Below are 13,046 nucleotides of genomic sequence, written 5' to 3' on the forward strand. Positions count from 1 at the left end.
TTAAAAAGCTATATTTTTAACATTAGATGAATATTCATTGAAAATGATAAAGATGATTCACCTCATGCAGTGGAAATACAATTTAGGGATGAAGGGTAGATAATGAATGTTGTAATGGCCTTGTTTCCATTAATTATTTTAATTGCCATGGGGTATATCTTTAAACGGACACAGTTTTTAACGGACGACTTTTGGCGTGGCGCGGAAAAACTGAATTATTTGATTTTATTTCCGGTATTACTTTTTAATAATCTTGCTTATATAAAATTAGAACTTGCAACGATTACTCAGGTGTTATTGGCTCTGTTTATTATCATTATAATAAGTACTTTAACATTGTGGGTGGTGCGGACATTTTTTCATATTCCGATCGCGCGTTTTGGCGTATATGTGCAAAGCCAGATCCGCTTTAATACCTATATTGGTTTATCCATTATGTCCTTGTTGTTTGGCGCTCAGGGCATGCAAATGTTTGCCATGATGATTGCACTGGCGATTCCTTTGGTGAATGTGATTTCAGTGCTGGCTTTTTCACAAGGGCAGGGCTTAAAACCTGCGCAGATTCTATTTTCTTTGATAAAAAATCCGCTAATTTTGGGCTGTGTAATTGGAATTGTATTTAATCTGCTGCAACTGTCATTATTTTCTGGCTCGGAACAACTGTTTAAAATTTTAGCCAGTATGAGCCTACCCTTGGGATTGATTTGTGTCGGGGCAGCTTTACAGTTTGCAGAACTGAAATACGATTATTCAAGATTATTGTTGAATACTTTAGGGCGTTTAATCGTAATGCCAAGTTTGGCTTATTTGATTTGTTATGCACTGAATTTGAATCAGTTTGAAACGATTATTTTGGTGGTGTTCTTTGCTTTGCCAACGGCATCGGCCTCCTATATTTTAACGCGCTATTTTCATGGCGATAGCCAACTGATGGCGGGGGTGATTAGCTTGCAAACCTTATGTTTTGCCGTGACTTTTCCTGTGCTGATGATGTTGCTTTCTTAACATACAGATATAATTTTGTCATAAAAAAGCCTGTCTGTTTGAATAAAACGGACAGGCTTTTTTATTTATAAGCTATGGTTTTTTAAATTATGCAAACTTAGCCAAAACTTCTAAAAATCCATCACGTTGGCGAGGATATTCAGCAATCACATCATGAATACGTTGGCCTTCAGGATTGGTTGCATTGATATCACGACCATCGGCAACGAATTGAGTCAATAAGCGCTCATAGTCATTTGGACGCATATGTTTGAATGCGTGATAAAGCACATGAAAATCGGCATTCACGCCTGCAGGAGGAAGCTGTGTTAAATAGGCAAATACACGCTCGTCTGACCATTCTTCATTGAACGTTGCTGGCTGAGATAATGCCATCGCAAACTCCTTGGTAAACTGAATAAAAAAGGCAAAATATGGAGGACTAGAGAAAGCAGTGCTTTGCTAATCCGGTCTCATATTTTGCCTTGATTCAATATGCTTGACTAATCAGAATTCAGATTATCGCTCTTCAGGCAAATTGATATTCATTTCTAACATTTCGATGTTTGCTTCAGAACGAACCGACATTTGAATATGCTGTTCATCCACACCACGAACATAACGATTGACCACCTGCATGATTTCTTTCTTCATTTGGTCAATTTTGTCTTGGCTTAAGCGTTTACCTAAACCTTGCTCAGAGGCAACAATTACTTTTAAGCGGTCTTTAGCAGTTCGTGCGCTTGAAGGTTTATCATCGTTGCTGAATAATTTACTCCAGAATCCTGCCATTTTTTACGCTCCAAATAATCGTGCTAACCAGCCCTTAGGTTTTACCGAGATATGACGGTAAGGACGCTCTTCACCCAAGAAGCGTGCTACAAGGTCATCATAAGCCTGACCCGCCGATTCTTCAGTAAAGAGAATTACAGGTTTACCTTCGTTTGACGCTTGTAAAACACTTGGACACTCAGGAATGACACCGAGTGTAGGTACACGTAAGATATCTTTAGAAATATCATCAATCGTTAACATTTCTTGTTTATCGGCACGTTCTGGATTGAAACGTGTAATACACAAATGCTTACGGATGCGACCTTCGTTTTGTTCTACTTTTTTGGTTTTGCTGTCGAGCATCCCAATAATACGGTCAGAGTCACGTACTGAAGAAATTTCAGGATTGGTTACGATGATCGCTTCATCTGCATGGTACATCGCCATGATTGCACCGCGCTCAATACCCGCAGGTGAGTCACAGATAATGTAATCGAATTCTTGCGAAAGTTCATCCATTACACGTGCCACACCTTCATCGGTCAAGGCATCTTTGTCACGGGTTTGTGATGCAGGAAGGATATATAAGTTCTCAATATCTTTATCGCGAATAAGTGCTTGTTGAAGTCGAGCTTCATTATTTAATACATTCACAAAATCATAAACAACGCGACGTTCACAACCCATAATTAAATCTAGGTTACGTAAACCCACGTCAAAATCGATCACAACAGTCTTGTGGCCGCGAAGGGCTAAACCTGTTGCAAAAGATGCACTAGTCGTAGTTTTACCTACACCACCTTTGCCTGATGTTACGACAACAATTTTCGCCACCGAATCCACTCCTGTTATGGTTCAAATCCCCTTTTAGATATGGGACTTATGGTGTTTATTTATACATTAAAACTCGAGAACTTCAAAGACAAGTTCTTGTTGATCATTCAAGTAAATATGTACCGCTTTTTTGAGGACATGCTGTGGAATGTCATCTGCTACACAATATGTACCCGCAATCGATACCAGTTCGGCTTCTAGGGAATGGCAGAAAATACGTGCTGCACTGTTCCCGCCTGCGCCGGCGATGACTCTACCACGGGCGCTACCATAAATATGTATATTTCCTGAAGCAATGACTTCAGAACCACTGTTGATTCCTGCATTGAGAATAATATCGCCATGATTTTGTACAAGGCATTGACCTGTGCGCAAAATTTCATCGTGATAAGATGTCACATGGCTCACTACACGGGCAGGTTTTGCCTCTACTTCCTCTGATTTTTCAGTTTCGTCACCAGTAACTTCAGGTTCTACTTCAACCACTTGTTCTTTCGTCGGTTTAATACGTTGCAATGGTTTAGTGTCTGAAGGCAGAACAGGAAATTGAATTGCGCGAGCTTGATCAGCGAGTAAACCTTCAGTCACCGCCATAGGCTGTACTTCCAGGCTGATCAATAATTGAATTAAGGCAATAAGTTCTTGTTCAACTGAACTTTCAATCACAACTAATGTACCCGGTGGAAATGCTTTTTGTAGCATTGGCGCGAGTTGCTGGCGGATTGCATCGTGATCATTGGTATCTAAGATAATGCGAATCGCATTGACCATTCTGCCTTTTATCCGTATATCAGCCATAATTATTCCTTAAGACTTCTGACTCATTTATTTTATGTCGAAGTGATGTTGTAAATAGAGCAAATCCTAGAACAAATTGAATGATTTCTCTAGCGACGTTTTAAATATTTTTATCTGATGATCATTCTTTAACTTGATCATGTTGTTCCAGCATTTGTTGCCATTGTTTTACTTTAACCTGTTGGCGAATCGCCTCTAAGCTTTCAAAAACGGCAGACTCAACCAGTTTTTCAACATGGGTATTATTTTCAAACTGTATTTGACTGATTTTATTTGAAATTTCTAAATAAGCCAGATTTTCTTTATTTTTATTATTTTGAGCGAACGGTTCAATCAGACCTTGGGTAATATTTTCACCCAAACGCTGCCCAATACTTTGGATCTGTTGCTCTATACGTCCACCGACAATCGGAATTAAACGTAATAATTGTGTGAGTTCGGGCGTATCTTCAATTGCCTGATTGACAATACTTCCGACATTCTTTGCAATGGTCATTCTTTGCACTTGTAACTCTTTGCCCAATGATTCCTGCAAGATATCAGCCAAGGCAGTGGCGAACATTTCACGGTGATGCGCAACCAAATCTTCAATCAGTTTTTTATGCGTGGTACTGGTTGAAAGTTCGTGTTTTATACTGTCTAAAACGGTAATCACAATGCGACTGGTCAGTTCTTCGAGCAGCAGATGATAATAAAATTTGGCGCGCTTATACCAACTGTCAGGAATCACTTTATAGCCATGTTCATGCAGGTTATAGGCAATGGATCCGGCACGTAATAAACGCAAAAAACGCAGTTGCGGAATAATGGATAGAATTTCGTACCAATGAATAAAAGGAAAGAAAAACCAGCGTTTATGATACTGCCCGATGATGGCAATTCCCCAACGGATCAGCAATTCAATCACCAGAAAACTGGTAAACCAACTTTCGGTAATAATCACCCAAGGACGCAATTCTATCCGATAAAACTGCAATAGTTCAGGAAGATGAATGAAGCTAAATAACCAGCCACCAAAATCACTCATCAGGATGGCATTGGCACTTAAGCAGAACAAGTTGATGATGATCAGAACCATCATAAAAATGTCATAGCCCAGTGCAACTTTCCAGCCCCAAGTGTCTTTTTTCACGAAATGAAAAGTTGGCTTGGCTATTTTGTCGTCTTGCTTCATTATCTTCCTTAAATGCTATTTATGCTTTTGCAGCCAGGTCTTGTTTCATGCGTTCAATCAGTTGATCTTTCTCAGTCCATAATTCATGCACCCATTGCTGAAAGTGTTCACGATATTCAGCATCATCTTCGTAATTACCGCCTAATACCCAGCTTGGAATCTCTATTTTACGCAGATTGACTGCAATACGATTAACATCCCCCAACCAAAAATCGCCATAGCCCGGAGCACCATCCGGATAAACAATGGTCATATCCACTAAGGCATCAATTTTGTCACCTAAAATATTTAAGGCCAACGCTAAACCGCCCGCTTTAGGTTTGAGTAGATTTTTATACGGTGATTGCTGTGCTGCATGCTTTTTTGGAGTAAAGCGCGTGCCTTCTAAATAGTTGAGCAAGGTAAAAGGTTGACTCAATAATTGTTCACAGGCTTTGCGTGATTCTTCCATATCACGTGTTTTAAGCTCCGGATTCTTGGCAATTTGTTCTTTGGTATGACGTTTCATCATTGGAAAACCTAAAATTTTAAAGGCTTGTCCAACGAAAGGAATAAAGATCAGTTCCCACTTGGTAAAGAAACGGGTCAGGGGCATGCGGGTTAAACCAAAATATTGATTCACAGTGGTATCGACCCAACTTTGATGATTACAGGTCATCAGGTAACGACCCTGCATGCTCAGATCTAAATCGTCATCAATACTAATATCCCATTTTAAATGCGGTAACACATGATCAATCAGCCAATTATTGACACCGAGCCAACTATTGGTAATTTGAATATTAGTTTCATCAATTTTACGTGATTTTTTGACTAATTTAGTCAATCCCAATGCAAGCACGGGAGGACCATGAAAAAAAGTACTTCCGCTCATCACTGATGCTACAGTTAATCCGCGAGATATTTTTTTTAATATGGATTGTTTCTGGATTTGCGATGACATATAAGAACGGTCCTAAGATGAAGTCGTCTAATGTTTTTTCACCATTTAATATAATTGTAGAATTTGAAATAAAAAAGTCTATTCATGCAACTATGTAGAAATTGTGTCAAAGATAGCTTGCTCACAAGCATAAAGTATTACAAAATGTAACTAAAGCTTTTATTATTTACAAAAAATCAATGGTATGCCCATTTTTTTTAATTCATCATTCCACTATACGATAAAACACAAAAAGGAGTCATGCAATGCGTGCACTAGCAATTTCAGCAGTAGTAGGGGCAATGGCGTTATCAGGTTGTTCAACAACGGGTAATAACATCGGTGGTATGGAATACGACAAAACAGCAATTGGTGCACTTGTAGGTGCAGCTGCTGGTTATGGTATTTCTAAAGGTAATGCAAATACTAGCGCACAAAACAACCGTGCAGCAGCAATCGGTGCTGTGTTAGGCGGTGCAACAGGTGTATATCTAGACAATAAAGAGAAAAAATTACGTCAACAAATGGCCGGTACTGGTGTAGACGTGACTCGTAATCCAGATGGTTCTGTTGGTCTGATTATGCCGGGTAACATTACCTTTGATACCAACAAATCAAATATTAAACCTAACTTCTACGCAACTTTGAACAAAGTTGCGCAAACACTGACTGAAGACAACAAGAGCGGTATTCTTGTAACAGGTTATACAGACAGCACTGGTAATGACTCAATCAACATTCCATTGTCTCAAGCGCGTGCTCAATCAGTAGCCAACTATCTTGCCGGTCAGGGCGTCGCACGTACGCGTATTAATGCACAAGGTCAAGGTTCAGCGAACCCAATCGCATCAAATGCGACAGCTGAAGGCCGTGAACAAAACCGCCGTGTAGAAATCAGCATTTACGCGATTCAATAATTCTTCATAAGTCCATGATGAATTGAAAAGACCACCTTCGGGTGGTCTTTTTATGAATGTCAAATCTGTATTTTAGGTTATGAAAGTTGGGCTGAGATGACTATAATCTAGCTCGAATCAAAACGAGGAAATACTATGTCGTCGGCAAGTCAGCTCAATGACAAGCAACTTGAAGCCATGAAATATACTCAAGGACCCTTGTTAGTACTTGCAGGGGCAGGTTCAGGTAAAACGTCCGTTATTACGCGAAAAGTCGCACATTTGGTTCAGAACTGTGGCATTCCTGCACATCGCATTACCGCCATGACTTTTACCAATAAAGCTGCACGTGAAATGAAAGAACGTGTCGGAAAATTATTATCTCGTGAAGAGGCCAAAGGTCTTTCTGTTTCGACCTTCCATACTTTTGGTTTGAATTTACTTCGTTTAGAAATTAAACATACTCCATTAAAAAATAATTTTTCAATTTTGGATGCCGATGATTGCAAACGCATCCTTATGGATTTAATGCATCGTGATAATTTGTCCGGTGCAGAAAGTAAAGAACTGATTGCCAAAGCCATGAAAATGATTTCGGACTGGAAAAATGACCTGATTCCACCCGAGCAAGCTCATACCACCTGCGAGACGGCAGAAGACGTGCAATTTGCACATTTGTATCAACTGTATGAGCGCAACTTGCGTGCCTATAATGCAGTGGATTTCGATGACTTGATCGTGATGCCGACCCGTTTATTACAAGAAAATGCCGAAGTTCGGGATAAATGGCAAAACCGTGTTCGTTATCTGTTGGTCGACGAATATCAGGATACCAATACTGCACAGTATATTTTGGTGAAACTGCTGGTTGGGGTGATGGGACAATTCACCGCTGTAGGTGATGATGACCAGTCGATCTATGCATGGCGTGGTGCAAAGCCAGAAAACATGGCCTTGTTGAAAGAAGACTTTCCGAATTTAAAAGTGATTAAACTCGAGCAAAATTATCGTTCGACCAGTCGTATTTTGAAAGCAGCCAATACGGTGATTGGTAACAATCCGCATATTTTTGATAAAAAGCTCTGGTCAGATAAAGGTCATGGTGAAGTGATTCGTGTCATTACCTGTCGTAATGATGATGATGAAGCAGAACGCGTGGTTAAAGATGTCATCACGCATAAATTGATGAATGGTAAAAACTGGAAAGATTATGCGATTTTATATCGCGGTAATTTTCAGGCCCGTGTTTTAGAAACACAGCTGCGCCAAATGCAAATTCCGTACAAGTTGTCGGGTGGTCAGTCATTCTTTGGCCGTGCTGAAATCAAAGACATCATGAGTTATTTGCGTATTATCATTAATCCAGAAGATGACAGTGCATTCCTACGGATTATTAATACGCCAAAACGTGCGATTGGTCCGGTGACTTTAGAAAAGCTGGGATTATTCGCGCAAGAAAATCATTTGTCGTTATTAACCGCGGCGGGTGATCAGCGCTTGACCATGGTGATGCCAAAAAAGGCCACCACACAACTGGCAGAATTTGCCGATTTTATTGGTAACTTTACCCGTAACTTGCTTGAAGATGACGAGCCTGTGCCGATCATTCGTCAGATGATGCTTGAAGCTGGCTATATCGATTACATCAAAGAGCAGGCGGCAACACCAGCGCAAGAAAAAACCAAGATCGATAACATTGAAGTCTTGTACAGTAGCATTCAAAGTCTGATTAATCGTGCTGAAGATGTCGATGAGAAAAACATTGAAAGTGTGATTCGTAAAATGGTGTTGCTGGATATGCTCGAGCAGCAGAAGGAAGAAGAAGATACCGATAAGGTCAATTTACTGACCTTGCATGCTTCAAAAGGTCTTGAATTTCCTTATGTGTATCTGATTGGTTTGGAAGAAGAATTATTACCGCATAAAAACTCCATTGCCGCAGAAACCATTGAGGAAGAACGCCGTTTGATGTACGTGGGAATCACTCGCGCACGCCAAGGCCTAACCATTACGCTGGCTGAACAGCGTAAAAATGGGGGGCAAATGAAGCAAATGACGCCAAGTCGTTTCCTCGATGAATTGCCTCAAGATGATTTGGACTGGCTGGGTCGCAAGAAAAAATTGGCAGGCAATATTGATCCAAAATTGCAGGCACAGCATTATCTCGAAAATTTACGTGCGCTGATTAAGCGTTAATACACTATTTAAACCATGCAATTAGGAAAGAACAGATGAAAGTTCAAGTTAAAGTACTCGATACACGTTTAGGCAGCCAATGGCCTTTGCCGACCTATGCGACTTCGGGTTCAGCAGGTTTAGACTTACGTGCTTGTGTAGAAGAAGCGACTGTAATTGAGCCAGGTCAAACGGTATTGGTTAAAACCGGTTTGGCGATTTATATTGAAGATACAAACTTTGCAGGTTTAATTTTACCGCGTTCAGGTTTAGGTCATAAACACGGAATTGTGCTTGGTAACCTGGTGGGCTTAATCGATTCAGATTACCAAGGTGAGTTGATGGTCTCAGTTTGGAACCGTAGCCAAACCGCTTTTACTTTAGAGCCAGGTGAGCGTTTGGCTCAATATGTGCTTGTTCCTGTAGTGCATGCTGAATTTGAACAAGTGGAAGAATTTGTTGCAACTGAACGTGGTGCAGGCGGTTTTGGTCATACGGGTAAAGGCTAAACTGTAGATTGAGTTTAAAGAATTTACAACCTGATAAATTAACTTAAATATTTGTTTTTTATCAGGTTTTATTCTTTATTTTATAGTATGTTTATATTTGAAACTTTAATCATCTTTATAAATAATAAAAGCATTCATAAAATCAAGATTTACAACATTTAAATTAGAAAGATTACTTTTACCTTCAAATAAACTCTCGTTTTATTTTTGTAAAGAGCTGGTTTTTAAATAAAAAATATTCAAGAGTATTGGTTTTAAAATTGAATAAAAGATTTATGTTTCAATCAAATATCATCTTTTTTGAAAATTATTTGTAAGATTTTTTTACCATTGCTTAAAAATATGAAATGCATTTAAAATGTTAATCTCCTCCTTTAAGATGATGCACTAGTTGTGAATACTGACTTCATTAAGCATTCCATAAGATTTTCACTTTATGGGCTACTCTAAGTAGAAGAAATCATCATGAATTTTAAAAATAAAAAATTTCCGGCACAAATTTTTCGTGCCTATGATATTCGTGGAAAAGTGTCACTTTTGACACCTGAAATTGTAAAAGCGATTGCCTATGGATTGGTTGCCCAATATCACAAGGTCGGACAGACTCAACTTGCCATTGGTTATGATGCGCGTTTAACCAGTCCAGAATATGCAGAAATAATTAGACAAGTATGTGAAGAAAAAGGATTGAATGCGGCCATCATCGGTTGTTGTTCGACACCATTATTATATTTTATTGCTCGTCAATTTGATGGTAATGGGATCATGCTTACGGCAAGTCATAATCCTAAAACAGATAATGGAATTAAGTGGATTATCCAAAATGAACCCCCTTGTCCAGAAATGATTCAACAAGTCGGTGCAAGTGCCCGTGATGCTTTTGATCCATTACAAAAATTAGTAATCCAACCTGTTCAGCATGAAGTTGTGGTTCAATATTGTCTCGAATATCAGCAGGCATTATTACAAGATATCCAGTTAAAGCGCCCTTTTAAAGTGGTACTCGATGGTCTAAATGGTTCTGCAGGGCGCTGTGCTGCATTGGTGTTAAACAGATTAGGTTGCGAGATTATACCCATCCGCTGTGATGCGAATGGTGATTTTCCTGATCATGCGCCTGATCCATCACAAGAAAAACATCTTGTTGAATTACGAAAAACCGTGCTTGAACAGCAAGCTGATATGGGGATTGCACTGGATGGTGATGGTGATCGCCTCGTGTTAATTGATGAACATGGCATGATTATTTCAGCAGATCGATTACTGGCTTTATTTTCAGAAATGTGTTTGAAAATGCATCCAGGTCATGAGGTTGTTTACGATGTGAAATGTTCGACCATGGTGAGGAATACCGTTCATCGCTTAGGTGGACAGGCGAAAATGATTCGTACAGGCAGTTCTTTTTTGCGGACATATATGTCGCAATCTAAAGGCAAAGCTATCTTTGGCGGAGAATATGCAGGTCATTATGTTTTTAATGACGGGCGTGGTTTTGGCTATGATGATGGTTTATATGCAGCCTTACGTGTGCTCGAATATTTAAGTCAACAACCGGATTTAACCCTATCACAAATATTGAAGGCTTATCCTGAGCGCAGTTGTACTGAAGATCTCTACATTAGTACCCATAGTGAAGAACCTGCAGCGGTATTACATGATGTTGAAGTTAAAAGTCATGATTTGGGCGCACAATTAAGTAAAATTGATGGTGTACGACTTGATTTTGAAGATGGATTTGGCATTATTCGAGCATCGAATACAGGTGAGTATTTTACAGTACGCTTTGATGCGGACAATCCTGTAAGATTAAACGCTATTCGAAACACATTTGTTTCCATGTTAAGTGACCGATATCCTAAAATCGCACAAGACATTTTAGATGCTCAATAAGGAGAGGCGAATGCCACATCAGCATACTGGCATCGACAAAGCACAAATTTTGACTGAAGCTTTGCCGTACATTCAACGTTTTGCGGGTAAGACGCTAGTAGTGAAATATGGTGGCAACGCAATGACCGATCCAGAGCTGGAAAGCTCGTTCGCACGTGACATTGTATTGTTGAAAACTGTCGGTTTAAATCCAATCGTGGTGCATGGTGGCGGTCCGCAAGTGGACTCATTCTTGAAGCAACTCGGTCGTGAATCTGACCGTATTGATGGAATGCGTGTGACTGACCCTGCAACCATGGAAGTGGTTGAAATGGTTTTAGGCGGTAGTGTAAATAAATCTATCGTTAATCTCATCAATAAGCATGGCGGTCGTGCCATTGGTTTAACCGGTAAAGATGGTAATTTGCTGCGCGCGCAAAAGCTGTTGATGGAAAAAACGGCTGAAGACGGCACAGTAACACAGATTGATTTGGGTCTAGTGGGTGAAGTCGTTGGTGTGAAAACTGACGTACTTGAAATGTTCACGAACAGCGATTTCATTCCTGTGATTGCACCGCTTGGCGTAGATGATGAAGGCAATACTTACAACATCAATGCAGATTTAGTTGCGGGTAAAGTGGCTGAAGCTTTAGGTGCGGAAAAACTTATTCTTCTGACTAACATTACTGGCGTTCTCGACGAAAATAAAAATCTGCTGACAGGTTTAACCACTCAAGAAGTTGATCGTTTGATTGAAACGGGTGTGATTTATGGTGGCATGATTCCTAAAGTGGGTTGTGCACTGGATGCTGTGAAAGGTGGGGTAGTCAGCGCGCATATCGTGGATGGTCGTGTTCCACATGCAACCTTATTGGAAATCTTCACAGATCATGGTGTAGGGACTTTAATTACCAACCGCGCTAAACATTAAATGAGTCATTTTTTAAAAGCCTCCTTGTGAGGCTTTTTTTATTGCCTTGTTTAGACTGTCTTAATTGAATTTTTAATAAAATTAGGTATTTGAGCATCATTCTTGAGCTAATGCATAAAATAGTGATGGGTATTGTAAATTGAGATTTGCAACGTTCTGCCCAGTCATGCAAAATAGAAAAATCATGTATTTTCTGTTTGATAAAGACTATGTGCCAGTTGCTCGGAATGAATTGTGCTACACCAACGGATGTGACTTTCTCATTTCGTGGTTTTTCTCAACGTGCCGGCATTACATCCGACCATTGTGATGGTTTTGGTATAGCTTTTTTTGAAGATAAAGCTTGCCGCCTTTTTGTCGATAACCAATCGGCAGTTGAGTCGCCGATTGCTGAACTGGTGCGTAACTATCCGATCAAGTCACGCAATGTGATTGCCCATATTCGTAAAGCGACGCAAGGCAAAATTAATCTGGAAAACTCGCACCCATTCAGTCGTGAACTGTGGGGACGTCAGTGGATTTTTGCCCATAATGGCGATTTGCATGGTTTTGATCCCACTTTATCCGGTCGTTTTACCCCTGTGGGAAATACCGACAGTGAACGCGCTTTTTGTTTTTTACTCGATCAGCTGGTTCATAAATTTGGCTATCATGAACCGAAGTTGGATCAAATTTTTGATCTGTTGGCTGAAGTTTCGCCCAAAATTGCCGAACATGGCACATTTAATTTTTGCTTGTCGAATGGACAGGCTTTATTTACTTATGCCATCACCAAATTGCATTGGCTGGTACGAGAATACCCATTTAAACCGGCTCAATTGATCGATCTGGATGTAGAAGTTGATTTCAGTCAGGTGACTACACCTGAAGATCGAGTCGCCGTGATTACCACAGAGCCTTTAACGCAAAATGAAGTCTGGACAGCCTTTGAGCCTGGAGAGATGATTTTATTTCAGGATGGGCGTCCCATTAGAAAACAGTTGACCCATGTAGAACGGCTTGAGCGTGAAAGATTAAATCCAGAATTAAAAAGAATCACCAAAGCAGATCAATATTAGTCAATAAAAGCTAAATATGTGTAAATCTATAAAGGTTTTCTATTCAATATCTTTATAGATTTTTGCTTTATAGGTGAAGTGTTTTTAAATATTAATTCCTTTGATTAACCTGATAATAAAAT

13 protein-coding genes are annotated in these 13,046 nt (G+C 39.7%); 7 read left to right on the forward strand and 6 right to left on the reverse strand.

Features of this window, described 5'->3' with window-relative positions:
• The first annotated feature begins 99 nt into the window (after positions 1-99).
• Positions 100-1,005, forward strand: a complete 906-nt coding sequence (locus tag HLH16_RS02235) for an AEC family transporter (protein WP_350643831.1) — start codon at positions 100-102, stop codon at positions 1,003-1,005.
• Positions 1,006-1,092: 87 nt separating this feature from the next.
• On the opposite strand, the gene HLH16_RS02240 is transcribed toward HLH16_RS02235, so the two are convergent.
• The 6 genes from HLH16_RS02240 to yihG form a co-directional block, all read right to left on the reverse strand.
• Positions 1,093-1,380, reverse strand: coding sequence for a PA4642 family protein (locus HLH16_RS02240; protein ID WP_171528071.1), 288 nt, complete (start codon positions 1,378-1,380; stop codon positions 1,093-1,095).
• A 123-nt stretch (positions 1,381-1,503) separates the two neighbouring features.
• Complete coding sequence (minE, locus tag HLH16_RS02245; protein WP_067723891.1) at positions 1,504-1,776, reverse strand: cell division topological specificity factor MinE; 273 nt, start codon at positions 1,774-1,776, stop codon at positions 1,504-1,506.
• A 3-nt stretch (positions 1,777-1,779) separates the two neighbouring features.
• The gene (gene minD, locus HLH16_RS02250) at positions 1,780-2,592 is read right to left on the reverse strand and encodes a septum site-determining protein MinD (RefSeq protein WP_067723892.1); all 813 of its coding nucleotides are present in this window, start codon (positions 2,590-2,592) and stop codon (positions 1,780-1,782) included.
• A 66-nt stretch (positions 2,593-2,658) separates the two neighbouring features.
• Positions 2,659-3,390, reverse strand: coding sequence for a septum site-determining protein MinC (minC, locus tag HLH16_RS02255; RefSeq protein WP_171528072.1), 732 nt, complete (start codon positions 3,388-3,390; stop codon positions 2,659-2,661).
• A gap of 121 nt (positions 3,391-3,511) precedes the next feature.
• Entirely contained in the window at positions 3,512-4,564 is a 1,053-nt protein-coding gene (locus HLH16_RS02260) for a preprotein translocase subunit SecA (protein ID WP_171528073.1), read from the reverse strand.
• A gap of 19 nt (positions 4,565-4,583) precedes the next feature.
• The gene (gene yihG, locus HLH16_RS02265) at positions 4,584-5,507 is read right to left on the reverse strand and encodes a 1-acylglycerol-3-phosphate O-acyltransferase, YihG family (protein ID WP_171528074.1); all 924 of its coding nucleotides are present in this window, start codon (positions 5,505-5,507) and stop codon (positions 4,584-4,586) included.
• Positions 5,508-5,752: 245 nt separating this feature from the next.
• Between yihG and HLH16_RS02270 the strand changes: the two genes are divergently transcribed.
• From HLH16_RS02270 to HLH16_RS02295, 6 genes are all read left to right on the forward strand, one after another.
• Positions 5,753-6,403 (forward strand): YiaD family glycine zipper/OmpA-like lipoprotein, encoded by a 651-nt coding sequence (locus tag HLH16_RS02270; protein WP_131291556.1) that lies wholly within the window; start codon positions 5,753-5,755, stop codon positions 6,401-6,403.
• A gap of 135 nt (positions 6,404-6,538) precedes the next feature.
• Entirely contained in the window at positions 6,539-8,578 is a 2,040-nt protein-coding gene (rep, locus tag HLH16_RS02275) for a DNA helicase Rep (protein ID WP_171528075.1), read from the forward strand.
• 35 nt (positions 8,579-8,613) lie between these two features.
• Complete coding sequence (dut, locus tag HLH16_RS02280) at positions 8,614-9,066, forward strand: dUTP diphosphatase (protein WP_171528076.1); 453 nt, start codon at positions 8,614-8,616, stop codon at positions 9,064-9,066.
• Between the two features lie 465 nt (positions 9,067-9,531).
• Positions 9,532-10,956, forward strand: a complete 1,425-nt coding sequence (locus HLH16_RS02285; protein WP_171528077.1) for a phosphomannomutase/phosphoglucomutase — start codon at positions 9,532-9,534, stop codon at positions 10,954-10,956.
• Positions 10,957-10,966: 10 nt separating this feature from the next.
• A complete protein-coding gene (gene argB, locus HLH16_RS02290; protein WP_131291548.1) occupies positions 10,967-11,866 on the forward strand; it encodes an acetylglutamate kinase in 900 nt (299 codons plus the stop codon).
• 209 nt (positions 11,867-12,075) lie between these two features.
• Positions 12,076-12,924 carry a class II glutamine amidotransferase gene (locus HLH16_RS02295; protein ID WP_131291546.1) on the forward strand — a complete coding sequence of 283 codons (849 nt, stop codon included), beginning with the start codon at positions 12,076-12,078 and terminating at the stop codon, positions 12,922-12,924.
• The last annotated feature ends 122 nt before the right edge of the window (positions 12,925-13,046 follow it).

This window comes from Acinetobacter sp. ANC 5378, from assembly GCF_013004315.1.
GTDB lineage: Bacteria > Pseudomonadota > Gammaproteobacteria > Pseudomonadales > Moraxellaceae > Acinetobacter.